The organism is Actinacidiphila sp. bgisy167 (genome assembly GCF_057707665.1).
The window spans coordinates 56,514-82,343 of record NZ_JBYIQP010000010.1 but is presented as its reverse complement, the minus strand read 5'-3'; the positions used below and the strand labels follow the sequence as shown (position 1 = coordinate 82,343).

The window sequence follows — 25,830 nt, the reverse complement described above, 5'->3', positions numbered from 1 at the left end:
GGCCGCCCGGGCGGGTGTCGCCGGCCCCGCGCCGGGGCATGGCGCGGGGCCGGTCAGCAGCCGGTACAAGGGGGCGGGAAGGCGGGGCGACCGGTCAGCGGGGGGAGACGTAGCGGGAGCCGGGGCGCAGGCGCACGGCCCTGACGCGCCCTGGTGTGACGAGTCCGCCGTCCTGGCAGTCGGGGCACAGTTCGTGGCGGCCATTGTTGGTGACGACCGTCCCCCAGCCCAGACACGCACCGCAGTCACGTGCGAGGTCGACGTCGGCGCGGGGAGTGGGTCGGGTGGTTGCCTCGGCTCCTCGGGTCATGTGGCACCTCTCTGCACTACCTCTGAAGATTTTGCATGCTTATTAACCATAATGTCCGAAATTCATCCATACGGGGTCATACCTATCTCAAGCGGCGCGGTCGGCGCATGCCACGTCCCAGCGGCTGCAGCGCGGCGACGAGCGCCTCGCCGTCGGGAGCGAGCTCGTGGCGGGCCTGCACGGGAGTGCTGGGGATGACGTATCTCTCGATGAGGCCCCCGGCCTCGAGCTCCCTCAGGCGCTGGGCGAGCAGACGGTCGGAGATACCGGCGATGACGGCTCGGTACTCCCGAAGCGGCGCGCGCCCTCGGACGCCGCGACGTTTCCAGGGCGCGGTCGCAGGCGGCGCCGGCGGCCGGTGGCCCATCTGCTCAGGTGATCCGTTGGCCAACCTTCGAACGTAGCCGCAGGCGGTCGGGCGACGTGCCTGGTACCACCGTTACCAGGCAGGTTCTGTCCCCGGAGCCGGGAAGTGGCGGGGCCACGGCCGACGGGACGGCTCCCGCCCGGGCCCGGCCCCGAGCCTGGCACGTTCGGGCCCTACAGGCGGATCGCTGCCGCCACCGGCAGATGGTCACTGCCGTCGGCGGGGAGGGTCCAGGCCGAGCGCGGTTGCATGCCGCGCACCAGGATGTGGTCGATGCGGGCCACGGGAAAGGCCGCCGGCCAGCTCCCGCCGTTCCCGGACCCGCCGTTGCCGGACCCGCCGCGTCCACGGCTCCCGCCGTATGCCGTGGCCATCACCAGCAGGGTCAGGACGATCAAGGTGACCAAGGCGACGACACCGGCTGCGATCGGCACGGGCACCCGCCGGCGGCCGGGTGACCCGCGCCATGGCCCGGTCAGTACGGCGGGCTGCCGCCGAGGACGTCCGGTGTCCGGCTCGGGGTGGTCGAACACTGAGCGCATGAGCGGGGCACCTCCACGGGGAACGGCGTGGCTGTCACGCACACCGCCCACCCTGGGGGTCGCCGATGTCGGCCCCGCGGTGATTGTGTCTCCGCCGCCGCTCAGTCGGTCATCCGCCGTGTATCGACCGCTCACCCGGTCCTCCGCCGCGCATCACGCCGCCCCGTGCGTGCAGGCACCGCCGCGCGGCGGCCCCGCGGTGCCTCCGCGCGCCGCGGGCAGCCGGAGCGTGGCGACGGCGCCGCCGCCGGGTGCGTTGGCGAAGGACAGCGACGCGCCGATGACGCGTGCCTGCCCGAGCGCTATGGTCAACCCCAGGCCGTGGCCCCGCCCGCGCTCCGACGCCCCGGTGCGGAACCGCTGGGGCCCGTCCGCGAGCAGCTCACGCGGGAAGCCAGGGCCGTGGTCCCGCACGGTCACAGTGGCGCCCGCCACCGCGACCTCGACGGGTGCGCCGCCGTGGCGGTGGGCGTTGACGACCAGGTTGGCCACGATCCGGTCGACCCGGCGGGGGTCGGTGCTGACAGACCCGGCGCCGTCCGCGTCGAACCGCGTCGGCAGTCCGATGCGGGCCAACAGGTCCTCGACGACCGCGCCCAGCGGAACCGGCCTGAGTTCGGCCCGCTCGGCGCCCGCGTCCAGCCGGGAGATCTCCAGCAGTTCCTCCACCAGGGCTCGCAGTACCCCCACCCGGTCCCGGACGAGGTCGGCGGCCTCCCCCTCGGGCAGCAGCCCGCTCGCGGTCACCAGGCCCATCAGCGGGGTGCGCAGTTCATGGGCGACGTCGGCGGTGAAGCGCTGCTCGGCCGTCAGCCGCCCGAGCAGGCTGTCGGCCATCGAGTCCACGGTTGCGGAAATCTCGGTGATCTCGTCGCCGCCACGGCCGGCGGGGTGGCCGCCTGCGGTCCGCGCGGCGAGGTCACCGGCCGCGATGCGGCGCGCGGTTCGCGCCACGCGCCGCAGCCTGCGGTGCGGAAGCTCCGCCGCCAGCACCGTCAACGGGAGGACGACGGCCAGCACGACCAGGGAGTACTTCCACATGTGCCGGTCGAGGGCGCGCCGGGTGAGCAGGTCGGACGTCATGTCGGTCGGCAGCGCCACCGGTCGGCCCTCGTACATCCGCGCCGCCCACATCTGCGGATGGTCCCCGCCGCCGTCACCCTCGTACCAGGTGGCGTGCCGGATGCCCGGCCCCTGCGCGTGGCGCACCGCGTCCAGCAGCGGCCCGGGCACCGCGTCGGGCGCCGTCACCAGCCCGACGGGCGGAACGCCGTCCCGCCCGTAGTCCTCCAGGGCCCGGTCGAGCTGCGCGACGGCCTTCGCGCCGCCGTCGTTCATCGACCGCGCCAGTGTGCTGCGGTGGACCAGCACCCCGACGGTCAGCGCCACGGCACAGCAGGCCACCGTGACGAGAAGGGCGATCTTCCAGCGGAGCGAACGCCAGTTGAGCAGGTCGCGTACGGTCTCCATCTCAGCGCCGCAACTTGTATCCGAAGCCGCGGACCGTCTCGATCCGTTCGGCTCCGACCTTCTTCCGGAGCCGCTGCACGCAGAGGTCGACCACCCGGCTGTCGCCGTCCCAGCCGTAGTCCCACACATTGCGCAGCAGTGTGTTCCGGTCCAGCACGACACCGGGGTTCGCGGCGAACTCCAGCAGCAGCCGCAGTTCGGTGGGCGCGAGCGCGACGGGTGCGCCCGCCCGGGACACCTCGAGGCCCGCGGTGTCGATGGTCAGGTCGCCGAAGACGAGCCGTGCGGGGTCGTCCGGCCGCTCCGGCCGGGCCGCCGGTTCCGGAGCGGGTCCGGGGGCGGCCGCGGCGGAGCCCGTGGCAGCCGCCGCGGGGCCGGGGGCGAAGCTCGCCCGCCGCATGAGGGAGCGGATCCGGGCCACCAGGACGGCGGTGTCCACGGGTTTGACCACGTAGTCGTCGGCGCCCGCCTCCAGGCCCGAGACCACGTCCAGGGCGTCGCCGCGCGCGGACATCATCAGGATCGGGTCCATGCTGGTCTCCCGGATCCGGCGGCACAGCCCGATGCCGTCCAGGCCCGGCAGCATCACGTCCAGCAGGATCAGGTCGTGGCGCGCCTCCCGGAACATCTCGAGTCCGGTCAGGCCGTCGGCGGCCGAGACGACGCGGTAGCCGTAGCGTTCCAGCGCCATGGTGACCGACCGCCGGATCACCTCGTCGTCCTCCACGAGCAGGACGGCCACGGCGGCGGGGGCCGCCGCCTCCTCAGTCACGGAAACCGGCATGTCTTCCCATCGGACGCGTGTACACAACCTCCCCATGATGCGCGAGGCGGTTCCGCAGCGGGCATCCGAGGCCGCTCGGTCGTGCGTCGATCGTGTATCAGCGCGCGCTCCCGACCGCGGCGGCCCCGACCCGGTGGGCGTGCTTCACGGCACGTGCGGCCCGGTCACGAAGCGCCCCTTCTTGTCGTAGGGCCAGGCGTTGGCGACGCATCCGTGCAGGCCCTTGATCTGCTGCATCATCACCGGGGCCAGCTGTCCGGGGCCGGCGCAGGTCGAGTGCGTGTACTGCAGGAAGTGCCCCATCTCGTGGTTGATGATCAGCGCCCGGTAGTCGTGGATCGGTCCGTCGAACATGGGCGAGCCCTCGACCCAGCGCTTGAGGTTCACCACGACGCCGCCGGGGACCTCGCAGTTGTACTCGCCCTGGGTGTCCTGGTGGATGCCTTCCCAGCACAGGGCGTCCGCTGTCCCCGGGGTCGCGATCCGGAACGTGAGGTCATGCGGCTGTCCGGCCCCGACGAGCTGGAACGCGAAAGCCGGGTTGCGGCTCCAGCCCCGGGCGGCGGCGAGGATGTCGGCGATCTCGGCGGCCGCCTGGTCGGGTGAGATGTCCAGACCGGTCTCGACCTTCACCACATACCGGAGCGGACGCGGACCCCGGCCGACCTTCTCGCCGCTCGCCTGCGCGGTGACGAACGAGCCGCTTCCCGTCGCGGGCACATCGATCTTCGTCGGCGTCGGTTTCACGGTGGGCGTCGGCGTGGGCGTGGGTGTCGGTGTCGGGGTGCGTGTCGGCGGGGAGGTGACGGGCACCGCACCCCGCGCCTGCCCCGCACCACTGTCGGCCTCGCCGCGCCCGTCGCCCAGGAAGAACGCCACGGACCCGAGGAGTCCGGTGAGCACCAGCGCGCCGACCAGGTAGCTCCGGCCCCGGCGGCGCTGACGGCGTCTGCGACGGGAGGAGCGGTGGCGTCCGGCGCGGTGGGTAGCGTGCATGGCAACCCAAGCTGGTCATCTCAAATGATCGCCGTGAGGCAGCGCAATAACGAACGGATAACGAGCCCCTTGCGGCAGCCTACGCACGGGAAGTCAGCCGCGCACCCCGCGTATGACCCTTCTGTAACAGCTCGCGGGAGGGCCCCCGTCCGGGCCGGTCGCCGATCCTCGCCTGCTTAGACTGGCGAGGTGCCACGAGTCCTTATTGTCGAAGACGACCCAGATATCCGTAAGGCCGTCCAACTGGGACTGCGCCACCAAGGGCACGAGGTCTTCGCCGCCCCCACGGGCGAAGACGGGCTGCGACAGCTCCACCCCTTCCGTCCGGACGTCGTCGTCCTCGACCTCATGCTGCCGGGGATATCCGGTCTCGACGTGTGCCGGCGCATACGTGAGCGGGACCAGGTGCCGATCATCATGGTCACCGCGAAGGGCGACGACATCGACGTCGTCGTGGGGCTGGAGGCCGGCGCGGACGACTACGTCGTCAAGCCGGTGCAGGCGCGGGTCCTGGACGCACGCATACGCGCCGTACTGCGCAGGCACGACGCGTCGGCCCCCGACACCGTCCGGCCCCGGGCGGAGTCGCACGGGGAGCTGATGATCGACCGCGCCGGGCTCGTGGTGACGCACCGGGGTGAGAACGTGGCACTCGCCCCCTCCGAACTGCGGCTGCTGCTGACCCTGTCGGCCTCGCCCGGACAGGTCTTCAGCCGCCAGCAGCTGCTGGAGGCGGTCTGGGAGCACAGCTACTACGGCGACATCCGGCTCGTGGACGCCTGTGTGAAGCGACTGCGCGGCAAGCTCGGCGGCGCCCCCCGGTACGTCCAGACCGTCCGCGGCTTCGGCTACCGCTTCGGGACCACGTGAGCCGCCGTGGAACCGTACGGTCGCGCAGGTCCTCACGCGGGTGGGAGGACGTCGCGGCCGAGCGGCACGATCAGCCCGGGCACCGCCCCGGGTGGAGGCGCTTCCACCGGGCGGCACTGGCGAAACTCCCGCTCCCGCTGCGCGGCCTGCGCTTCCGTCTGGTCGTGGCCTTCGTCCTGGTGACCATGGCCGGCGCCCTGAGCACCGGAGCCGTGACCTTCCGCGAGGCCCGCACGGGGGTGCTGCAGCAGAGCCAGGACGCCGTGATCCGGCAGTTCCGGGCCGGCGTCAACGACCAGGCGCCCACGATCCCCCTGCCGCCGGACCAGTCGGACCTGGACGCTGCGGTGAGCCAGGTGCTCAGCTCCAACCAGTCGCAGGGGTGGCGGGTCCTGGCGACGTACGGCAGCCTCCGCGCCTCCGCGCCGAGTACCGACTTCGACAAGCTCACCCCGGAACTGCGCCGGTCCGTGGCGACCAAGCGCGCCGCGGTGTTCCAGCGGGTGAACGACGGCGGGCGCCCCTGGCTCGTCGTCGGAATGCCGGTCACCTACGACGACGGCGGGAAGCAATTCGGCTTCTCCGGGCTCGTGATGTACCTGGTCGTGCCGCAGGATACCGAACAGGCCTATGTCAAGGCGATGGTCAGCGCCATCGAGCACGCCACACTGGTCGCGCTGGCCCTGGCCGTCGTCCTGGCGCTGGTGGCCGCGAGCGGCGTGCTCCGTCCGGTGCGGGCCCTGCGCGGGGCGACGCGCCGGATGGCCGAGGGACACCTCGACGTCCGTCTGGCCGTCAACGGATCCGACGAACTGGCCGACCTCTCGCAGTCCTTCAACCACACGGCGGCAGCGCTCGAACGGTCGGTCGCGGAGTTGCGCCGCATGGAGGCCCAGGCACGCCGCTTCGTCGCGGACGTCTCCCACGAACTGCGCACGCCGCTGGCGGCGATGTCGGCGGTCACCGACGTCCTGGACGAGAACGCGCTGCGGCTGGACCGGGAGACCGGCGAGGCGCTGCGGCTCATCAGCGAGGGGACCAGCCGACTGAGCGTGCTGGTGAACGACCTGATGGAGATCTCCCGGTTCGACGCGGGCGCGGCCGAACTCAACGTCGACGAGATCGACCTGGCGGACTTCGCGCAGCACACCCTGGCCGCCCGGGGGTGGCAGGGCCGGGTGGAGACCCGCCTGCCCGCGCCCGGCGCGCTCCGGGCGCGGGTCGATCCTCGCCGGCTCGACGTGGTGCTCGCCAATCTGGTCGGCAACGCCCTGCGGCACGGGGAGCCGCCGGTGCGGCTGGGCATGAGCATGCGGGAGGAGCCCGCGGGCGCGGCGTGGGCCGTCATCGAGGTGTCCGACAACGGGCCGGGGATAGCCGAGGAAGCCATGCCGCACATCTTCGAACGCTTCTACAAGGCGAGCAGCTCGCGCACCAGGAGCGAGAGCAGCGGGCTGGGCCTGGCCATCACGGCGGAGAACGTGCGCCTGCACGGCGGCCGGGTCGCTGCGGCCAACCTGCCCTGGGGCGGCGCGGTGTTCACGGTCGAACTCCCGCTGCACCGCGACTCCGCCGCCGCGGCAACCGGTGAGCACACCGTCGGCGGCGGCGCCGGTGCCGGCGGGAGTGCCCGGTGAAGCGGGCGCGGCTGGCGGCGCTCGTGACGGGGCTGACCGCCGCGACGACGCTGACGGCCTGCGGGGTCCCCCCGTCCGGCGTCATCGAGGCGGGCGAGGCGGCGCGCGGTGTGCCTCCCCGCTCGCGGACCGCGGAGCTGGGAACCGTCTATCTCTACTTCCTGCGGGACGGCCGGTTGATCGCCCACGCGCGCGACACCACCGAGCCCGGGAACCTCGAAGGCGCCGTCGACATGCTCTTCGGCGGACCCAACCACGACGAGACCGCGAAGAAGGTCACCACGGAACTGCCCGTGGTGACGTACGGGCCGAAGGTGTCGACGGAGTCCGACGGCACGGTCTTGGTGCTGCTGCCCGAAGGCGTCACGCCGCTCACGGATCCGGCCATGCTGCAGCTCGCCTGCACGGTGTCCGCGGTGGGCAGCTCACTCGCCGCGCGCTCGTCGGGGGGCGGCGGCGCCGAAGTGAAGCCCAAGCCGCCCGCCGGCAAGGGGGGCTTCCTGACGTACAGCGGCGTCAAGGTGATCGGCGACGGTTGGACGAGAACGCGGACGGCCGACTCCTGCCCCGACGCGTAGCCGCCCGATCGAGGAAGGACGGCTTTCCGCCTCGCGCACGCGCCTGGGACGCGGAACCGCCATGGCTGCGGCGAAGTCGCTCGCGGCAGGGGTGTCACGCGACAGGCGCTGCACGCACCCTCGGTACTCCCAGGGGGCGGCGGTCACGGGGCCACCGGGCACGGCTCAACCGGCCGCAGTCGCAGGCCCGAACGCGCGCGACGACTCCGGCGGGCGCGAATCTCCCCCAGTGCCGCCGGCTGGACCGGCTCGCGTCGTTGCCCCAAGGTTCACCACAAAAACATGACTCTTCACAGCGATGTGAAACGTCCATATGATCACCCGGCCCAGGCGTGCCGATCCACAACGGCCGGCGCCCTTGAACGGCAGAGGTCGATCGCCCTCTGCCCGGACCCTTACCGGGGACACCTTGAACAGACACCTGAGACGCTGGAGCGTCCCGGCCATCGCCGGAGCCTCCGTGCTCGCCCTCGTGAACCCTGTCACGGCGCGAGCCGCGACCTCTTCCGGCACTCCCGCTCCCCCGCCCGCCTCCGCCGCGGCCGAGGTGCCCGCCGGCGAGCACTCCGTCACGCTGATCACCGGCGACGTGGTGCGCACCCGTCAGGCGGCGCGAGGGCTGGGGCGGTCCGGCGGCACCGTCACCGTGCGCGGCGCCGACGGGCTGCCGACGCCGACCCGCATCGTCACGGCGGGCGACGACCTGTACGTCTACCCCGTGTCCGTGCTGCCCTACCTGGCCCAAGGCGCCCTGGACCGGGAGCTGTTCAACATCACCGACCTCGTAGCGGACGGGTACGACGACGCGCACAGCGACCGGCTGCCGCTGATCGTCTCCTACACGCAGGCCGGTGCCGCGCGTCGCGCGTCCGCCGTTCCCGTTGGCGCGACCAGGGTGCGGAATCTCGACAGCATCCAGGGCGCGGCCCTGACCGCGGACCGCTCGCGCGCGGACGACTTCTGGAAGTCCGTGGCCGGGACGGCCACAGGGGACGGCGCCAGGGCCCGGAACACCCGGCCGTCCTTCGGCGGCGGCATCGCGCACATCTGGCTCGACGCGCCCATCCGCGCCGACCTCGCCGACAGCACCGCGCAGATAGGCGCCCCGCAGGTCTGGCAGGGCGGTGACACCGGCGAGGGCGTGGACGTCGCCGTCCTCGACACCGGCGTCGACGCGGGCCACCCGGACCTGGCGGACCGCATCGTCAGCCGGCAGAGCTTCGTGCCGGACGAGAACACCGACGACTATGCCGGGCACGGCACCCACGTCGCCTCGATCATCGCCGGCACCGGTGCGGCCTCCGGCGGCAAGGAGAAGGGCGTCGCGCCGGGCGCCCGGCTGCACGTGGGCAAGGTGCTCGACAACTCCGGCGGCGGAAACATCTCCTATGCGCTCGCCGGCATGGAGTGGGCGGCCCTCGACCAGCACGCCAAGATCATCAACATGAGCCTCGGCACCGACCAGCCGTCCGACGGGACCGACCCGATAAGCCAGGCCATCGACCGGCTGAGCGCCCAGACCGGCGCGCTGTTCGTGGTCGCCGCGGGCAACGTGGGAGGTCCGGGCACCGTCGGCGCACCGGGAACGGCCACGTCCGCGCTCACCGTGGGCGCGGTCGACTCCGCCGACTCCCTCGCGTCCTTCTCGAGCCGGGGCCCCCGCATCGACGGCGCGCTGAAGCCGGAGATCACCGCCCCCGGCGTCGACATCCTCGCGGCCAACTCCCGATTCACCGGCAACGGCCAGGGCGCCTACCAGTCGATGAGCGGCACCTCCATGGCCACCCCGCACGTCGCGGGCGCCGCCGCCCTGCTCGCCGCGGCCCACCCGGACCTCAGCGGTGCGCAGTTGAAGGACCTGCTGGCCAGCAGCTCCCGGCAGACCCCGGCATACGACGCCTTCGAGGCGGGGAGCGGCCGGCTGGACGTCGCGGCGGCAGCACAGGCCGGAGTCTTCGCCTCGGCCACCGCCTACGCGGCCCAGGCCGGGGGCGGCGCCACTTCGCGCCCGGTGGCCTACACCAACATGACCGCCACGCCGGTCTCGCTCACCCTGTCCGTCGACGCGGCGCAGGCCCCGGACGGGATGTTCCGCCTGTCGGCCTCCCACGTGGTCGTGCCCGCACACGGCACCGCCGAGGTCACGGTGACGATCGACGGAGCCGCGGGCACCTCCGGGAACCACTACTCGGGCCGGATCATCGCGACCGACACGGTCGGCAGGCCCGTGGCGCACACCGCCGTCGCCCTCGGCTTCGCCACGATGCACAAACTGACCCTGAGGTTCAAGGACTCCGAGGGCAATCCCACGTCCGGCGACTTCTGGCTGCTCCGGGCCGGCGACACGAACCCTTTCATCCTGTCCGTCGGACCCTCGGGCACCGAGGAGCTGTTCCTGCCTGACGACCTGTACTCGGTGCTCTCCTACCAGGAGGTTCAGGGCGCCGGCGGTCCCCGTTCCAAGGGCCTGGCCCTGCTGGGCGACCCCGACGTCATGCTGGACCACGACGCCACGGTCACGTTCGACGCGTCCAAGGCCAAGCGCATCGAGATGACCACCCCGCAGCGCAGTGACGTGACGTTCCAGAAGCTGGGTTACAACCGCGTGATGAACGGCGTCAGGTCGGGTCTGTCCGCCGACGGCGTGTACTACGACAGCATCTGGGCGCAGCCCACCAGCCGCAAGGTCACCCACGGGGACTTCCAGCTGACGGCCCGTTGGCGCAGCGAGAAGCCGGCGCTGGCGGTGTCCACCCGCTCGACCGAGTTCACCGGCATCCTCCGCCAGGAGGGCGTCACCCCGCTGGCCAGGGGAACCCACGAACTGCCGCTGGTCCTCGCGGGCCAGGGCTCAAGCGCGGACTACGCCCACCTCGACGCCCGCGGCAAGGCCGTGGTGGTCCGGCACAGCGACGAGGTCAGCGACATCGACCAGGCGGCACACGCGATCGCCGCCGGCGCGAAGCTCATGCTGGTGGTGGAGAACGGGTACGGCCGTCCGCTGCGCTCCTACGCGCCATGGGGCCAGCGGGCCGTCGCTCTCGACGTCGGTCTGCTCGGCGCCGACGAAGGCGAGCAGCTGATCCGGCAGGTCGAGGCCGGCCAGACCGCGATCACCGTCGAATCCGAGACCGCGAGCCCGTACGTCTACGACCTCGCGCACGTCTGGCACAACGAGATCCCGTCGAAGATGACGGTCAAGGGCGACGCGAAGAACCTGGCCCGGATCGACGTCACCTTCGCGAGCCCCAAGCGGGACGTACCCGGCAGCGAGTTCCGCTACGAGTGGCTCGACGGCGTCGACTGGACCTCCGGCCCCCTCATGCCGGAGCCCGCGAACGGGAAGCGGACCGACTGGGTGTCGACCGACGGCGTCAGCTGGCACCAGCAAGTGAACGCCGAATCGGTGGGCTTCGAGGAGGGTGCCAGGACCGCCTACCGGGCCGGCAGCAGGCAGTCCGAGGAGTGGTTCAAGCCGATCCAGCGCCCCTTCCTCAACGACACCTTCTTCAACAACGTCCCGCCCTCCCGCAAGGGCGACCAGATGTACATCGACATCCCGGGCTGGGGCGGCGGCAACCACGTCGGGTGGAACCAGGACCCGGCCGGTACCCAGCAGCAGACCCTGTACCAGGGCGCCACCCAACTGGCACAAGGGAACTTCACGAACGTCTTCGGCGACGCGCCGAGCGCCGGCAAGCTGCCGTACAGGCTGGTCGTCACCAGTGAGCGGAACGTGGACTACACCCCGTACTCCACGCGGACACGCACCGAGTGGGACTTCGTCTCGGAGGCGCCGACCGACGCCGCCACCGGAGTTCTGCCGCTGCTGCAGCTCGACTACCGGGTCGGCACGGACGCCGCGGGACGCGCGGGACGGCACGACGCCCTGTCCGTCACCGCCGCCCACCTGTGGGGCGCCGGGCTCACCGGCACGATCGGAAAGGCCGGCCTGGAGCTCTCCTACGACGACGGCCGGACCTGGCACAAGGCCGCCGGCGGCGGCGCGGACGGCCGCTTCCGCCTGGACGCCCCGCACAAGGCGTCCTTCGTCTCACTGCGTGCGACCGCGAAGGACTCGGCGGGCAACGCCGTGCACCAGACGGTGATCCGGGCCTTCGGCCTGCGCTGAGACGGGGCCCTCTCAGGGCCCCGGGCATCCGTGCAGCAGTGGGCCGGTCCGTCGGCGGCGAACGACCGCGGACGGACCGGCCCCGTGCTCGCGCCGCACCCACCCGGCACGGCCCCGGCCCGCCGTCACCGGTTCGCCGGGGCCCCAGCCTCCTGGCCGTCGAGGGGGACGCCCAGCCGGTCGGCCACGGCGGTGAGGGCGGCCCCCAGCGGGAGCGCGACCCGGCTGAGGGCGTAGCGGTCGCCGCGGGTCTCGTCCCGGTTGACGATCAGCACCGGCTTCCCCGCCTCGGCCGCCTGCCGGACGAAGCGCAGCCCGGACATCACCGTCAGGGAGGAGCCGAGGACGAGCAGCGCGGTCGCCCCACGGACCAGTTCGCGGCAGTGCTCGACCCGCCGGGGCGGCACGGACTCGCCGAAGAACACCACGTCCGGCTTGAGGACGCCGCCGCAGACCGCGCAGGGCACGACAAGGAAGTCGCCGACCTGCTCGTCGGTGAGGTCGGCGTCCCCGTCGGGGTTGATCCCCGCCGCCACCGGCTCGAAGCCGGCGTTGGCCTCCTCCAGCCGCCGGGCGACTTCGCCGCGCGAGGTGAGGGCGCCGCAGGTGAGGCAGACGACCCTGGCCAGGCTCCCGTGGAGCTCCACGACGCCCTCGCTGCCGGCGGCCTGGTGCAGACCGTCGACGTTCTGGGTGATCACTCCCTTGAGCAGTCCGTGCCGTTCGAAGGCGGCCACCGCCCGGTGCCCGGCGTTGGGGCGGGCGCGGCCGAAGGTACGCCACCCGAGGTGGCTGCGGGCCCAGTAGCGCCGCCGGGCCTGGGCGCCGCCGACGAAGTCCTGGTAGGTCATCGGGGTGTGCCGGCTCAGGCTGCCGCCCTCGCCCCGGTAGTCGGGGATGCCGGACTCGGTGGAGATGCCCGCCCCGCTGAGCACGAGCACACCGCCGCCGTCCAGCGCCTCGGCGACGGGACCGACGTCCGCGGTGCCCGGCGGCAGGTCCTCGGTGGGCGTCCAGCTCAATGTGGGGCGCATGCGCATGCCGCAAGGGTACGCAACAGCCCACCGTGCCCCGCGTCACCCTGCGTCGAGCGCACCGCCCCGCGCACCGGCCGAGCCGTGACCGCGGCGTCGGCGTGCCCCGTCCGCGGTCGCGGTCCGGCAGAGCGCGGCGGCGGACGCGTTCAGACGCCGTAGACCCTCTCGGGGCGCACCAGGACGGCCGCCCGGCGGTCCGCGGCCATGACCCTGTCGTACTCGTCCCAGTCGTCATGGGTGCCGCCCGCCGCGGTGAAGATCTCGCGGAGCAGCAGGCGGGTCCTGTCCGCGTCGAACGCCGGGTGCGGGTCATCGGGGCCGATGATCCCGGCCGCGCCCTCCACCGTCACCCAGCGCCACCCGGAGCGCACACAGGCGGCGAGCCGCGGGCGCTCCCTGAGGTTGCCGAGCTTGACCCTGCCGTACGTCACGAACGCCACCACCTCGCCATCGGCGAGCGGATGCCCCATGACCCCGAGGTTGACCACGGAGGACTGGATGCTCCGGTCGGCGCGGAGCGTCGACACCACGCCGAGGCCCTGCTCGGTGCGGGCGAGCTCCGCGAAGTCGCGCAACGATGCCACTCGGTCTCCCCTGCCGTCTCGGGCGCGGGCCGCGCGAGGTGACCCGCGCGTGCCCGCAGCGTCGTGAGAACCACGATGACACGTCGGCGGCGTCAGCACTCGGCGGCGCCAGGGGCCGCGGGGTACCGGCCCGCGCTGACGAGTTGCAGGGGCAGGAAAGGCCTCATAGCGTCTCGTCTCGCCGCGCTCCCTCGACATGCGGCGATTCCGAGCGGCATGTCCGTCGACGCCCATGAGGGAGGCGGCACGGGACTGCCCACCATCATCGGGACGACCGGAGATCTGACATGCCCGGCTTTTCCAATGTGCTTTCCAGGCGAAAGATTCTGCTCTCCTCCGCCGCCGTGACGACCGCCGCGACCACGGGGGCCTTCGGCTTGGCATCGCGCAGGTCGGAGACGGCGATGGCGGCGGCGGACGACGCCGGCGTTCGGCCTTTCCACATCGACATCCCGGAAGCGGATCTCGCCGAGCTTCGCCGCCGCGTCGATGCGACGCGCTGGCCCGACCGTGAGACCGTCCGCGACGGGTCTCAGGGCGTCCGACTGGGCACGATGCACGACCTCATGCGCTACTGGGCGAAGGACTACGACTGGCGGAAGATCGAGGGGAAGCTCAATTCGCTGCCGCAGTACAAGACCAGGATCGACGGGCTCGACATCCATTTCATCCACGTACGGTCCCGCCACCAGGACGCCCTGCCGATGATCCTTACCCACGGCTGGCCCGGCTCGGTCTTGGAATTCCTCAAGGTCATCGGCCCGCTCAGCGATCCCACCGCCCATGGCGGCCGCGCGCGGGACGCGTTCCACCTCGTCATCCCCTCGATGCCCGGCTACGGCTTCTCCGAGCGGCCCACCACCACCGGCTGGAACCCCGATCGCATCGCCCGCGCCTGGGCGGTGCTGATGCGGCGCCTGGGGTACGACCGCTATGTCTCGCAGGGCGGCGACTGGGGCGCGGTGGTGTCGGACAAGATGGCGGCGCAGAAGCCTCCCGGCCTGATCGGCATCCACGTCACCATGCCGGCCACCGTCCCCCCGGACATCGCCGAGAAGCTGCAGTGCCAGGACCCGGCGCCACGCGGCCTGTCCAAGGAGGAGAAGGCCGCGTACGACAAGCTCAACGCCTTCTACCAGAGGGGCTCGGGCTACTCGGCGATGATGGTCACCCGCCCGCAGACCGAGGGCTACGGGCTGACGGACTCCCCCGCCGGTCTGGCCGCCTGGATGTACGACAAGATCGCCGCGTGGACCGACAGCGACGGCGACCCGCTTCGAGTGCTCACCAAGGACGAGATCCTCGACGACATCAGCCTCTACTGGCTGACCGACACCGCGGTCTCCTCCTCACGCCTGTACTGGGAGAACAACGCGAACAACTTCAACGCCGTGTCGGTGTCGATCCCCGCGGCCATCACGGTGTTCCCCGGCGAGATCTACCAGGCACCGCTCAGCTGGGCGGAACGGGCCTACCACGACCTCGTCTACTTCAACAGGGCGCCTCGCGGCGGGCACTTCGCGGCCTGGGAGGTCCCCGGCATCTTCACCAGGGAACTGCGCGCCGCGTTCTCGGCCCTGCGCGATTCCGGAACGCCGGGCAAGTAGCGCAGGAGCGAAGCGGCCCCCGTCTCCGGGAAGGCGCGCAACCGGGCGGTACCGGGCCTTCGCCGTCCGACTGGCCGAGCGCCTGCTCGAGGTGCTGTGACGGGCCGCGACAGAACGGGCTCCGCACGGCATGCCATGTGCGGCCTCGCGGTGGCTCATCACCGCAAGGCCGCGTCCCCATGTTCCGGGCAAGGGGCGTCCCCACACCGCGGTGCTTGCCCGTGCAATTAGTAGTAGAACATTGAAGGAAATTACGGGCAAGTAGTTTGATTTGCCGTCACCCGCGACGAGCGACCGCTTCGGTCCAGCCGCTCGCCGGGCCTGCCGCTCCGCCGGGTGCCGACGGCCGCACCGGCCGTCGCCGACCCCGGCGTCCGAGGGCGCACGGCCCCTGACGGGGCGGCAGCCGCCGCCGCGGGGCGCCTGCCGGTGGGGGCCGCGCGACGGAACGCGGCGACGGACGGCAGGACCGGCGTCAGCGGGTACGGTGGGACATCCCCACCGGAAAGGTGCCGTCATGAACGATCGGGTCACTCCCGCCCGCCACCCGGGGGCGGTCAGCGTCCTCGGGGGACCCACCACGGTGATCGACATCGGCGGGCTGCGCCTGGTGGCCGATCCCACCTTCGACGACCCGGGCGAGCACGGATACCTCACCAAGACCGCGGGACCCGCGGCCGCGGAGGACGACCTCGGACGGGTGGACGCCGTCCTGGTCAGCCACGACCTCCACCCCGACAACCTGGACACGCGGGGCCGCGCCTTCGCCCTCGGTACGCCCCTGGTGCTGACCGGCCCCGCCGCAGCACGGCGTCTGGGCCCCCCGGCCCAGGCGCTGCCGCTCTGGGAGAGCGTGGAGATCCCCCGTCCCTCCGGCGGCACCGTCGCCGTCCACGCGGTCCCCGCCCAGCACGGCCCCGACGACGGGGAGCGCGACGAGCAGGGCCATGTGAACTGCGAGGTCACCGGCTTCGTCCTGTCCGGTGACGGACTCCCCACCGTCTACGTCAGCGGTGACAACGCCTCACTCGCCGTGGTGGCGGAGGTCGCCCGCCGCATGCCGCCCGTCGACGTGGCCGTGCTGTTCGTGGGCGCCGCGCGCGTGCCGTCGAAGATGCGCGGCCGACCGCTGACGCTCACCGCGCAGCGGGCCAGCGCCGCCGCCGCGGTGCTGGGGTCGCCGGTGGTGGTGGCCGCTCACTGCGACGGATGGGCGCACTTCAGCGAGGGCCGCTCCGACATCGAGCGGGCCTTCGACGACGCCGGTCTCGCCCGGCGCCTGCGCACGGCGGGCAACGGCGAGTGGATCGACCTGGGCCGACCCGTCGCCACGCGCTGACCGCGACGGGCGAGGCGGGCGCGGCAGGGGCGGCGGGCGACGCGGGCGAGGCGACGTCACCATCGCGGGTCACCCAGGGGGGCGAGCCCGCCGACGAGGCTTCCCGCGGACGGCGGGGCGGCTTCCGGCCGGCGGCCGGAGTCGTCGCGGGCGCGGCGGGCGCGGCGGGCGAGGCCGGCCGACGGCCTCTGACGCGATCCGCGCCTCACCGCCCGCATGCGGCAACCCCCGCCCGGAAGCGGTACGTTGAACGGACGATCACGGGCTTGTCCGGGTCGGTGGACAGCGCGCCGCGCGACAGTCAGGGAGGGTTCAGGACATGGACGACATCTTCGGGGATATCGTCGAGGAGATCGTGGAGGAGATCGCCGAGGAGATCGGCGGTGAGGCCGCGGAGGACCTCGTCGAGGAACTCTTCGACTGACGCGCCCACCGGCGCCCGGCCCCGCCCCACCCGGAAGCAGGCGGCGGGGCCCGACACCTCAGCCCTCCTCACAGCAGCGCGTCGAGGACGTAGAGCTCGGCGAGGTAGAGGACGAAAGCGCCCGCCGGGGTCAGCAGGGGGCACAACCAGAAGCGGCGCACCCCGGCGCGCGCCAGGCAGACGGTCAGGAGGGCGGTCAGCAGCGCGCCGGCGGACAGGAAGACGGCCGCTTCTCCCCAGTAACGGAGGGTCAGCCCCAGCCAGAGGCCCTCAGCCGGCACCACCATGGCGATCACGGCCCCGGCGACGGCCCTGACGGCGCCCTGCCCGCGCCGCACCGTCCATCCGGCCCATCCCAGCAGCGGTCCTCCGGCGAGCCCCGCCGCACCCCACACGGCGGCGGTTCCCAGCCCCCCGGCTCCGAAGGTGTGCCCGAGTGCGGATGCCGTGTAGTAGCCGCAGCAGGTGGCGAGCATCATCGCCGCGCCACCCCAGACGGCCAGGGCCCTCACCGGGATCAGCGCACCCGCAGCGGCCGTCCACAGGATCCACGTCGACGACGAGTTGGTCGCCCGCTCCAACCAGGGTGAGGTGCCGTGCAGACGATAGGTGGCCCAGCCGAGCAGCAGCCCGAAGGCCATCACGGCGGCGGCCTGGACGGCGGCTGTGCCGCCACGGCGGGGCGCGAGAGTGGTGACCATGACCCCTGACTATACATGCCGTCTATACATCCAGTGCATAAGCGATGGTGCAAGGACCGCAGCCGGCCGCGCTCACCGCACGCCGGGCTGCCGCGCCGCGCGCCGGCCGGCCTCGTCCGCGCGGTGCGCCCGAAGGAAGACGAACAGCCCGGCCACGATGTCGTCCGACAGCCCCGCCACGACCGATTCCGGCGAGTCGCCGGTGGAGCGGGCGACGGCCTCGACGAGGCGGGTGAGGTCGTCGACCGCCGATTCCTCGGCGTCGGCCGGGCAGGTGAGGTCCTCAGCGGTCGGCTGACCGGTCATCGTGGGTTCTCCTCGCACTACGGGGACGGGCGGGCGCACGGGCTCCGACACCACGTAGACGAGGCCGCTCGCACGAATGTGACGGCGCGACGGCGACGAGGGCCGGCCGACCGCGTCGGCCTCTCGACCGCGCGAGGCCCCGTCGGACGCTGCGCGCCGTGGCGCAAAGGTGACTTGTCCTGTGAACGCCAGCTCCATGGGGCTGACCACGGCGGGCACCGGGGGTCACGCTGCCCCCATGAGGCACATGGACAACAGATGGCGGACGGGTGTCACAAGCCCCCGGCCGCAGTTGGTGGCGGCGGCGGCCCTCGCGGCCCTGCTGGCGGGACTGACCGTGACCCCCGGCACCGCCCACGGAACCGGGCCGGGCACCGTGACGGCGCAGGGCCAGGCCGAAGGAGACCGAACCGCGCGGCGGCAGGTCACCCTGATCACAGGGGACAAGGTCACGCTCGAGACGGACCCCTCGGGCAGGCAGAGCGTGTCGGTCGAGCCCGCCGAGGGCCGCGCGGACATCAGGTTCGTCAAGCGGCAGCACCGCGGCGAGTGGACGGTCATACCCGTCGACGCGCTGCCGCTGCTCGCCGCGGACCGCGTGGACCGTGCGCTGTTCAACGTCACGGCGCTGGCGAACGGCGAGCACGGGCGGCGCGAGAGTCTGCCGCTGATCGTCCAGTACACCGGTGACGCCGCCACCGCCCAGCGGCGGCTGTCCGCGGCGGGCGCCGGCGAGGTCGACACCATCGCCGGGACCTCCTTCGCCACGCTGTCCGAACGCCGCGAGGACGCGGGCGCCTTCTGGAAGGGCATCGCCCCCGGCGAGGCGGGCGCGGCGGCCTTCGGCGCGGGGGTGCGCCGGGTGTGGCTCGACGGCCGCGCCAAGGTGCAGCTCGACACGACGGTGCCGCGCGTCGGCGCGCCGCACGCGTGGGAGAAGGGCCTGACCGGTGACGGGGTCAAGGTCGCGGTGTTGGACACCGGTTACGACCCGAACCACCCGGACCTGAAGGGGCTGGTGGTGGACTCGGCGAATTTCACCAGCGAGCCGGACGCCGCCGACCGGAACGGTCACGGCACCCATGTGGCGTCCACGGTGGCCGGTTCTGGTGCGGCCTCCGGGGGCCGGTACAAGGGTGTGGCGCCCGGGGCGCGGATCCTCGCGGGCAAGGTCTGCACGGCGGACGGCAGCTGCGACAACTCCGCCGTCATCGAGGGGCTCGCCTGGGCCGCCCGGCAGGGCGCGAAGGTGGTCAACCTCAGCCTGGGCGATACCGACACCCCCGACACCGACGCGATGGAGGCCATGATCGAGGCCGTCACGCGTGACTACGGCACGCTGGTCGTCGCAGCCGCCGGCAACAACGGGGCGAGCAGCCCGGTCTCCTCGCCGGCCTCCGCCGACCGGGCCCTGGCCGTGGGCGCCGCCGAGGCCGACGACGACCGCGCCGAGTTCAGCTCGGTCGGTCCGCGCACCGGTGACTCGGGGCTCAAGCCCGACCTCATCGCCCCGGGTGTGAACGTCACCGCCGCCATGGCCGGCGGGACCTCCGCCGATGACGGCTATGTCGCGATGAGCGGCACCTCGATGGCCACCCCGCACGTCGCCGGCGCCGCGGCCATCATGTTCCAGCAGCACCCGGACTGGACTCCGGAGCAGGTCAAGCGGCAGTTGATGCACTCCACCGCCGGCGCCAAGGAGCTCGGCGCCTACTACCAGGGCGCGGGCCGCGTCGACCTCGCCCGCGCCGTCGACCAGCAGGTCACCGCCGAGCCCACCGCCCTGGACTTCGGCCTCCTCCAGTGGTCCGACGGCGAACGGCCGCCGGTGGCCGAGACCATCACCTACCGCAACCCGGGCACCGCGCCGGTCACCCTGCACCTGACGCACACCGCGCGCCACGGCAGACTCGGCGAGCCCGCGCCGCAGGGGCTCTTCCGGCTCAGCGCCGATCAGGTCACCGTGCCGGCCGGCGAAAGCGCGGACGTGACCCTCACCGTGGACCCGCGGGCCACCACCGCGTACGCCGCTTACAGCGGTGTCGTCCGCGCGACCACCACCGACGGCGGTGTGTCGGTCCGGGTCCCGTTCGGCATGGACCTGGAGCAGCCCTCCCACGAGCTGCGCCTGGAGCTGAAGGACCGCGCCGGCGAGGCCCCCGAGTACGCCTACCTGCTGATCGACTCCGCCGACGGCAGGACCTACGAGCGCGAACTGCTCGGCAAGGCCGGCACCGCGCTGCGCCTGCCCAACGGGACCTACTCGGTGAGCGGTTTCTTCTTCGACGGCGACTTCACCGAGGCCACCGTCGTGGGTGTGCCGAAGGTCGTCACGACCGCCGACCGGTCGGCGGTCATCGACGCCCGTGCCGCCAAGCCCGTCACGATCTCCGCCCCCAGCCGGACCGCCCGGATCATCTCGACGGAGATCGGCACCATCAGCCAGGGTGACGAACTGCTGTCCGTCACCGTGAACGACGCGGTCGGCGACGACCACATCGAGAACCTGTACGCCACCCCCACGGCACGGGCCAAGGACTCCGCGTTCACCTACCTGGTGAGCTCGGTCTGGGGCGAACCCGCCCCGGGCGGCGGCAACCCCTCCTCCGCCTACTACCTGACCCGGCCGGTGCACGGCGCCATCCCGGCCGACCCCGGCTACCGTCCCCGCAAGTCCGAACTGGCCGCGGTGACCACCACCTTCGCCGCCACCGCGCCCGGCACCACCGCGACGCGCCTGCTCTACATGTACGTCGACAACGTCCGGTTCCCCCTGCAGCGGATGGACGGGCTGCGCCTGCCGGACCGGCGGGTCGACTACTTCTCGGCCGCCGATGGCCTGCGCTGGCAGACCGGCTTCGACCAGTGGAACATCTTCGACCCGGACAGCCCGCGCGGACAGATGTACCTGAGCACCCTGCGCGGCTACCGGGCCGGGGGCGCGTTCGAGGAGCGCTGGAACCAGGCGGTGCAGGCCGTCGGCTTCTCGCCCGAGCAGATGGACACCTACCGCGAGGGCGGTGACATGTGGTTCGGCGTCCAGGAGGCCGCCAACGGAGGCATGGACCTGCTGGCCGGGACAAGCAGCAGCAGTGAGCCGAAGTGGGAGCTGTCACGCAACGGCGAGGAGGTCCCCTACCTCTACGGGTACGCCGCCGTGCCGGAGGACACCGAGCCCGCCGACTACCGCCTGACGCTCGAGCAGGACCGCGATCTGGCCCCGCGCAGCTCCGTCTCCACGCAGTTGCGGGCCGAGTGGCGGTTCCGGTCGCAGACCCCGACGGCACGTCAGGCGCTGCCGCTGTACGCGGTGCGCATGGCCCCCGAGCTCGACGAGTGGAACCGCGCCCGGGCCGGGCACAAGCTCCGCGTGCCGGTGGTCATCCAGCGTCCCGTGGGCGCCGCGGAGGTGGCGATCCGCACCTTCACCACCGAGGTCTCCTACGACGAGGGGAGGACCTGGCGCCCGGCCGAGGTCGCCGGCTCCGGCACCGAGCGCACCGTGACCGTGGACCACCCGCGCAACGCCAAGGGCGGATCCGTCAGCTTCCGCACGTACGTCAAGGACACCGCCGGCAACTCCTTCCGGCAGACCGTCGTGAAGGCCTACCTCCTCAAGTAGTCCCGAACCGCACGGCAGGGCCCGCCGGTCACCTCCGGCGGGCCCTGCCTGCGTCGTGCGGATCCCCGTCAGCGCAGGGTGTACGCCGTCGGGATGGTCTGCCTGACGGTGTCGCCCTGGCTGTCGGTCGCGCTGATCCTCAGTCCGACACCGCCTGGGGCCTTGTCCCGCAGGGGGTTGTCGATCGTCGCGGTGAAGGTGTCCTTGCCGGCGGCCCTGGTGGTCGCCGGGTGCCACGTCCTGCCCCCGTCGAAGGTGGTCTCCGCCTTCAGGGACGTCACCTTGGGCAAGGCGGTGAGGCTTTCCTGGTAGTAGGCGACGACGGTGATCTCGTGCTTCTTGCCGGCCGGGGCGGTGTTGTCCAGGGCCAGGTCGAAGTCGTAGCGCAGGAAGATCAGCGGCTCCGGCCGGCACGCCGCCTTGTTGCTGCCGAGCACATCGCCCATGCACGGGCTCAGGGACGGTGCGCCGTTCTTGGTCGCCGTGGCCGAGGTGTACTCCCACACCGTCTTGACGCCGTCGGTCTGCGCCTCGAACGTGTACCGGGCCGACTTCGCCGGCAGGTCGTAGGAGACGAGGTCACCGCCCTTGCAGCCGGAGAGCGCCAGCACCGCCGCGGCGGCGAGCACCGCGAGGGCTCCTCTGCGGCGCCGTGCTGATGGCACACCGGTGTTCATCGTGTAGGTCTCCTTGAGGTGTTGGGGTGCCGTCACAGGGGGAGCTCGTAGCTCTCGTCGGGGAGGTGCTCGGTGCGGCGCTCGATCTCGTCACCGGACGCGTCGCGCAGCTTGACGTCGCAGGTGTAGTCGAGGTTCGGCAAGGTGGGCGAGACGACCGGCCCGCAGCTCGGGACATCCGAGAAGGTGTGCTGGATGAGCTCGTCGCCGATGATGCCGATGAGCGCCTGGCGCCCGCCCCCGCTGCCCGTCAGGTAGACAGTGGGATAGAAGGTGTCCCCCTGCCGACAGCCCGCGCACAGTCCGACCGGGACCGTGAAGCCGGACTCGGTCCGCACCTGCGGTACCGCTCCGGGTACGGAGGGGCCCGCGTTCCAGTGGATGGCGTCGCTGCCCGTGAGGACCATGTCCCTCATCTCCTGGCGGTTGTGCTCCAGGAAGGAGTCCGTTCCGGGCTCGGCCCAGGATGCGGTGAACCGGCTGATCGCGTCGTCCTGCCGCTTGACGAAGACGGTCATGCTCTGCTGCGTCGCCGGCTGGGGCAGGGACACCTGCGAGGTGTTGGGCGTGGCCTTGAGGTGCTGCATCCAGCTCAGCTGGTGGACCACTCCGGGCCGTGCCGCGTGGAAGGAGAGGTCGACCTTGTCCAGGTCGCCCTTCTCGACCCGGTAGTCGTTCGGCCGGATCTGCCCCTCGTCGTGGTACCGGGCGACGTACACCTTCGGCACGGCGCTGCCGCCCAGATCGATCTTGACCTGCCCCCGGTCGGCCTTGAGGCGCTTGATCAGTCCCTCGGCCTCGGCGTAGGGCACGCTCACGACGGGCAGGGCGCCGTACGTCTGGAGCGCCGGGCAGCTCTGCGGCCCGACCAGGCACTGGTCGAGTTCCGAGGGACGGCCCAGCGAGGTGAGCTCCGGGGCCGCGACCAGCACGCCGACGGCGCCGGCGGCGGCCGCCGCCGCCACCCGCTCGTCGCGCAGCTTGGTGAAGTCGCACGTGCCGGCGCAGATGTCGGACGGCGTCAGAAGGACGAGCTTGCCCCGGGCGTCGACGTCCGCCAGCTCGGCGGCGGACCCGCCTCCCCCGTAGACCACCGGGAGGTGCCCCTTGACCGGCAGTCGCGGGACCGGGATCGCGGCCTCACGGAAGACCGGGTCGCCGTCGTTGCCGAACCACATCTGCGTCTCGCCCAGCGAGACGTCAGGGGTCACATAGCGAGCGGACAGGCTGATGGGCGCGGCGCCGCCGGTGGCCCGCAGGGTGACGACGGGAGTCGTCCGCGAGCTGTAGAAGTCATGGGTGAAGGCGCCCATGCTCACCTTGCCGGTCGGCAGCACCCACCAGTGCGGTTCGCCGGCCTGGTAGTCCGCCTGGAGCACCGTGCTGTGCGACCACGCGCCGGTCGCCGAGACCCGGTTGGCGGTTGCGGACGCGGAGTAGGTCTCGGTCGACTCCGGGTACCGCACGCTCAGCGGCTTGGCCTCGCGCAGGTCCAGGGTGACCGTGGTCGCCTTGGTGAGGTTCACCTCGGGTGCGAACGGTGCGGCCTGCTGCCACTCACCCGATGCGTCCCGCCAGCTGACGGGCATTTCCGCCGCATAGGCGCCGCGGAAGAGCTGCTCCGTCACGGTTTCCGCGCCGGTGGCGGTGTCCACAAGGGCCGGGTGCAGGTAGACCTTGTCGTCGACCGGCATGAAGGTGGCGGTGCCGTAGCGGACGTCGGTGGCGCCCGCGGGCGGGACGACCTTCACCGTCAGCGGGAACTTCTGGTCCTCGACGAAGCTGTGCACGCCCGAGCTCAGCCGTATCGCGCCCGAGTCGTCCCGGGCGGTCAGCACCCCGTTGTAGGCCCCGTACGCCCCGTCGGTGCCCAGCACACTGCCGTCGAGCGTCACCGACACCTCGGCGGAGCCGCCCGCCGGGAGGACCACCTTGTCCGCGCTGAGAGTGAACAGGCCGGACCTGGCGGGCGTGCCGTCGGCGAAGGAGACCGGCATCGTGAGATGCAACGTGGTCGCCTCGTCGCCGCGGTTGGTGTAGGTGATCTTCTTGGTCACCGGCGCGTGCGGGTAGGCCTCGCGGCCGAAGTTCAGGTTGCCCTTCGGCACGACCCGCGGGTTGGTGGCTGTCGCCAGGTCCACCAGGCCGGCGCCCTGGGCGTACAGGTCGTGCCCCAGGTCGTCGGCGGTGTCCATCAGCAGCGCCTTGATCTGCTGACCGGAGAAGTCCGGGTGCTGCTGGGCGACGATCGCCGCGGCGCCTGCCACGTGCGGGGTGGCCATCGAGGTGCCGTCGGACGCGGTGTAGTACTCGTCCACCGGCGCGCCCATGGACGTGCCCGCGGCGCGCGCCGCGACGATGCCGACGCCGGGCGCCGCGATGTCGGGCTTGGCGGCACCGTCACCTATCCGCGGTCCGCGGTTGGAGAAACCGGCCATGTCGCCGTTCTTGTCGACGGCCGCCACGGTCAGGGCCTCGTCGGCGGAACCCGGGGTGACGACCTTCTGGGCGACAAAACCCGAATTTCCGGCCGCGGCCACGAACAGCGTTCCCGTGGCGCGGCTCAGCTCGTTGAGCGCCTGGCTCTTCGGGTCCGTGCCGTCGGTCGGCTCGCCGCCCAGGCTCATGTTGACGACCTTGGCCCCCGAGTGGGCGGCCCAGTCCATGGCCGCGATGACCGCGTCGTCGGGGCACTGCCCCGCGTCGTCGCAGACCTTGCCGACCAGCAGCTTGGCGCCGGGGGCGACACCCTTGCGCAGCCCCTTGGACGCGGCGCCGCTGCCGAGGACCGTGGACGCCACATGGGTGCCGTGCCCGTGCCCGTCCTTGGGGCCCGTGGGGCTGCCGGTGAAGTCGAGCGCCCCGACGATGCTTCCGGCCACGTCCGGGTGGGTGGCGTCGATGCCCGTGTCCAGCACCGCGACGGTCACCCCGGTGCCGTCGTAGCCGCGTTCCCACGCGACGGGCGCGCTGATCTGCGGAACCGACTGCTCGAGGTCGACATGGGACATGCCGTTGAGCCAGACCTTCTTGACGCCCGCCAGGGATCCGGCGGACCGGGCGGCGGCGGACGTGGCGGCCGTCTTGCCCCGTACGTCCTTCCACCACCGTCCGTCGTCGTCGACGTTCATCGAGCGGCCGTTGATGCTCGGCAGCGCCCTCCCGCCGGACGCCCCGGCGACCTTGCGCGCCGCTTCGGCGCCCGAGGTGCCGGTGTAGGTCACGAGCACCGGCACCGTGGCGCCCTTGCCCGCCGCCGTGAGCGTCGCCAGTTCGCTCACGTCGAACAGCGACCAGTCGAGCAGTCCCTGGCCGACCAGGGCGAGGGCGTCGTCCGGTACGACGTAGACCTTGCCTTGGCGGGTGAGGGTGTGGAACACGACCGGAGGTCCGTCGGGCCGCGCCGCACGGTCGATGTCCCGCACGACGGGCTTGCCGTCGTCGCCGACGCCGAGGTGCACCTTGTCACCGGTGATCAGCGTGACCGGGACGGACCCGCCGGACGCGGCGACGATCCGCGCCAGGTCGCCGTCCGCGCCCGCCGTCGGGCTGCCCGTCCGCGCGACGCCGGCCTTCGGCGTCTGCGCGGCGGCAGGCTCGGCGGGCTCGGCGGCGAAGGTCGCCGTCGTCGACACGACCATGCCGAGGACGGTCAGACCGACGGTCAACGCGCCGAGACGTCTGCCTGGGCGCTTTCTTGCACTTGGCCTCATCTATGGCTCTCCTGAATAAGGTTGACGGAGCATTAGAGAAAAACCACGCAGGACGCCATCGATCGGGCTCCAGGTCCGGGCGAGGACTCCGCGTCCGGACAGCAGACTCGGGGGCACCCGGCGCCGACGGCGCT

The 25,830-nt window shown here is 72.4% G+C and carries 19 protein-coding genes; 7 read left to right on the top strand and 12 right to left on the bottom strand.

The annotated features are described in order from the left end of the window. Positions 1-94: 94 nt before the first annotated feature. From AC3ET4_RS06380 to AC3ET4_RS06355, 6 genes are all read right to left on the bottom strand, one after another. Positions 95-310 carry a hypothetical protein gene (locus AC3ET4_RS06380; protein WP_431946810.1) on the bottom strand — a complete coding sequence of 72 codons (216 nt, stop codon included), beginning with the start codon at positions 308-310 and terminating at the stop codon, positions 95-97. An 82-nt stretch (positions 311-392) separates the two neighbouring features. Next, the gene (locus AC3ET4_RS06375) at positions 393-677 is read right to left on the bottom strand and encodes a winged helix-turn-helix transcriptional regulator (RefSeq protein WP_431946878.1); all 285 of its coding nucleotides are present in this window, start codon (positions 675-677) and stop codon (positions 393-395) included. Positions 678-850: 173 nt separating this feature from the next. Beyond that, positions 851-1,219 (bottom strand): hypothetical protein, encoded by a 369-nt coding sequence (locus tag AC3ET4_RS06370; RefSeq protein WP_431946884.1) that lies wholly within the window; start codon positions 1,217-1,219, stop codon positions 851-853. 153 nt (positions 1,220-1,372) lie between these two features. Continuing rightward, complete coding sequence (locus tag AC3ET4_RS06365) at positions 1,373-2,689, bottom strand: ATP-binding protein (RefSeq protein ID WP_431946808.1); 1,317 nt, start codon at positions 2,687-2,689, stop codon at positions 1,373-1,375. A gap of 1 nt (position 2,690) precedes the next feature. Beyond that, positions 2,691-3,473: a two-component system response regulator CseB gene (cseB, locus tag AC3ET4_RS06360; protein ID WP_431946807.1), complete on the bottom strand. Its 783-nt coding sequence runs from the start codon at positions 3,471-3,473 to the stop codon at positions 2,691-2,693. 144 nt (positions 3,474-3,617) lie between these two features. Beyond that, on the bottom strand, positions 3,618-4,469 hold the full coding sequence (locus AC3ET4_RS06355) for a DUF3152 domain-containing protein (protein WP_431946805.1): 852 nt from the start codon (positions 4,467-4,469) through the stop codon (positions 3,618-3,620). A 189-nt stretch (positions 4,470-4,658) separates the two neighbouring features. Between AC3ET4_RS06355 and AC3ET4_RS06350 the strand changes: the two genes are divergently transcribed. The 4 genes from AC3ET4_RS06350 (at position 4,659) to AC3ET4_RS06335 (ending at position 11,686) form a co-directional block, all read left to right on the top strand. Next, positions 4,659-5,339, top strand: a complete 681-nt coding sequence (locus AC3ET4_RS06350) for a response regulator (RefSeq protein WP_431946803.1) — start codon at positions 4,659-4,661, stop codon at positions 5,337-5,339. Further along, positions 5,336-6,976, top strand: coding sequence for an ATP-binding protein (locus AC3ET4_RS06345; RefSeq protein WP_431946801.1), 1,641 nt, complete (start codon positions 5,336-5,338; stop codon positions 6,974-6,976). Before AC3ET4_RS06350 ends, AC3ET4_RS06345 begins: the two co-directional genes overlap by 4 nt. Then, positions 6,973-7,554: a hypothetical protein gene (locus AC3ET4_RS06340; RefSeq protein ID WP_431946799.1), complete on the top strand. Its 582-nt coding sequence runs from the start codon at positions 6,973-6,975 to the stop codon at positions 7,552-7,554. The genes AC3ET4_RS06345 and AC3ET4_RS06340 overlap by 4 nt, the downstream gene beginning before the upstream one ends. A 409-nt stretch (positions 7,555-7,963) precedes the next feature. Further along, entirely contained in the window at positions 7,964-11,686 is a 3,723-nt protein-coding gene (locus AC3ET4_RS06335) for a S8 family serine peptidase (protein WP_431946797.1), read from the top strand. Positions 11,687-11,811: 125 nt separating this feature from the next. Here AC3ET4_RS06335 and AC3ET4_RS06330 read toward each other — a convergent pair whose 3' ends face one another. Then, on the bottom strand, positions 11,812-12,726 hold the full coding sequence (locus AC3ET4_RS06330) for an NAD-dependent protein deacetylase (RefSeq protein ID WP_431946795.1): 915 nt from the start codon (positions 12,724-12,726) through the stop codon (positions 11,812-11,814). Between the two features lie 143 nt (positions 12,727-12,869). Further along, positions 12,870-13,307, bottom strand: a complete 438-nt coding sequence (locus AC3ET4_RS06325) for a TIGR03618 family F420-dependent PPOX class oxidoreductase (RefSeq protein WP_431946793.1) — start codon at positions 13,305-13,307, stop codon at positions 12,870-12,872. A 287-nt stretch (positions 13,308-13,594) separates the two neighbouring features. Between AC3ET4_RS06325 and AC3ET4_RS06320 the strand changes: the two genes are divergently transcribed. Continuing rightward, positions 13,595-14,914, top strand: a complete 1,320-nt coding sequence (locus AC3ET4_RS06320; RefSeq protein ID WP_431946791.1) for an epoxide hydrolase family protein — start codon at positions 13,595-13,597, stop codon at positions 14,912-14,914. A 517-nt stretch (positions 14,915-15,431) separates the two neighbouring features. After that, positions 15,432-16,253: an MBL fold metallo-hydrolase gene (locus tag AC3ET4_RS06315; protein WP_431946790.1), complete on the top strand. Its 822-nt coding sequence runs from the start codon at positions 15,432-15,434 to the stop codon at positions 16,251-16,253. A gap of 492 nt (positions 16,254-16,745) precedes the next feature. Here the strand turns inward: AC3ET4_RS06315 and AC3ET4_RS06310 are convergent, their stop codons facing one another. After that, on the bottom strand, positions 16,746-17,378 hold the full coding sequence (locus AC3ET4_RS06310) for a DUF6518 family protein (protein WP_431946788.1): 633 nt from the start codon (positions 17,376-17,378) through the stop codon (positions 16,746-16,748). A gap of 72 nt (positions 17,379-17,450) precedes the next feature. Further along, positions 17,451-17,684 carry a hypothetical protein gene (locus AC3ET4_RS06305; protein WP_431946786.1) on the bottom strand — a complete coding sequence of 78 codons (234 nt, stop codon included), beginning with the start codon at positions 17,682-17,684 and terminating at the stop codon, positions 17,451-17,453. Between the two features lie 238 nt (positions 17,685-17,922). On the opposite strand from AC3ET4_RS06305, the gene AC3ET4_RS06300 reads away from it, so the two are divergent. Then, positions 17,923-21,306: a S8 family peptidase gene (locus AC3ET4_RS06300; protein ID WP_431946784.1), complete on the top strand. Its 3,384-nt coding sequence runs from the start codon at positions 17,923-17,925 to the stop codon at positions 21,304-21,306. A 68-nt stretch (positions 21,307-21,374) separates the two neighbouring features. Here AC3ET4_RS06300 and AC3ET4_RS06295 read toward each other — a convergent pair whose 3' ends face one another. Continuing rightward, positions 21,375-22,019, bottom strand: coding sequence for a molybdopterin-binding protein (locus AC3ET4_RS06295; RefSeq protein ID WP_431946782.1), 645 nt, complete (start codon positions 22,017-22,019; stop codon positions 21,375-21,377). Continuing rightward, complete coding sequence (locus AC3ET4_RS06290) at positions 22,016-25,651, bottom strand: S8 family peptidase (protein WP_431946780.1); 3,636 nt, start codon at positions 25,649-25,651, stop codon at positions 22,016-22,018. The genes AC3ET4_RS06295 and AC3ET4_RS06290 overlap by 4 nt, the downstream gene beginning before the upstream one ends. Positions 25,652-25,830 lie beyond the last annotated feature (179 nt).

Bases quoted from the DNA above. Each gene is read 5' to 3' on its own strand.
- AC3ET4_RS06370 (WP_431946884.1), bottom strand. From the start codon at position 1,219: ATGCGCTCAGTGTTCGACCACCCCGAGCCGGACACCGGACGTCCTCGG.
- AC3ET4_RS06305 (WP_431946786.1), bottom strand. From the start codon at position 17,684: ATGACCGGTCAGCCGACCGCTGAGGACCTCACCTGCCCGGCCGACGCC.
- AC3ET4_RS06310 (WP_431946788.1), bottom strand. From the start codon at position 17,378: ATGGTCACCACTCTCGCGCCCCGCCGTGGCGGCACAGCCGCCGTCCAG.
- AC3ET4_RS06300 (WP_431946784.1), top strand. From the start codon at position 17,923: ATGAGGCACATGGACAACAGATGGCGGACGGGTGTCACAAGCCCCCGG.
- AC3ET4_RS06320 (WP_431946791.1), top strand. From the start codon at position 13,595: ATGCCCGGCTTTTCCAATGTGCTTTCCAGGCGAAAGATTCTGCTCTCC.
- AC3ET4_RS06365 (WP_431946808.1), bottom strand. From the start codon at position 2,689: ATGGAGACCGTACGCGACCTGCTCAACTGGCGTTCGCTCCGCTGGAAG.
- AC3ET4_RS06380 (WP_431946810.1), bottom strand. From the start codon at position 310: ATGACCCGAGGAGCCGAGGCAACCACCCGACCCACTCCCCGCGCCGAC.
- cseB (WP_431946807.1), bottom strand. From the start codon at position 3,473: ATGCCGGTTTCCGTGACTGAGGAGGCGGCGGCCCCCGCCGCCGTGGCC.
- AC3ET4_RS06330 (WP_431946795.1), bottom strand. From the start codon at position 12,726: ATGCGCATGCGCCCCACATTGAGCTGGACGCCCACCGAGGACCTGCCG.
- AC3ET4_RS06315 (WP_431946790.1), top strand. From the start codon at position 15,432: ATGAACGATCGGGTCACTCCCGCCCGCCACCCGGGGGCGGTCAGCGTC.
- AC3ET4_RS06375 (WP_431946878.1), bottom strand. From the start codon at position 677: ATGGGCCACCGGCCGCCGGCGCCGCCTGCGACCGCGCCCTGGAAACGT.
- AC3ET4_RS06355 (WP_431946805.1), bottom strand. From the start codon at position 4,469: ATGCACGCTACCCACCGCGCCGGACGCCACCGCTCCTCCCGTCGCAGA.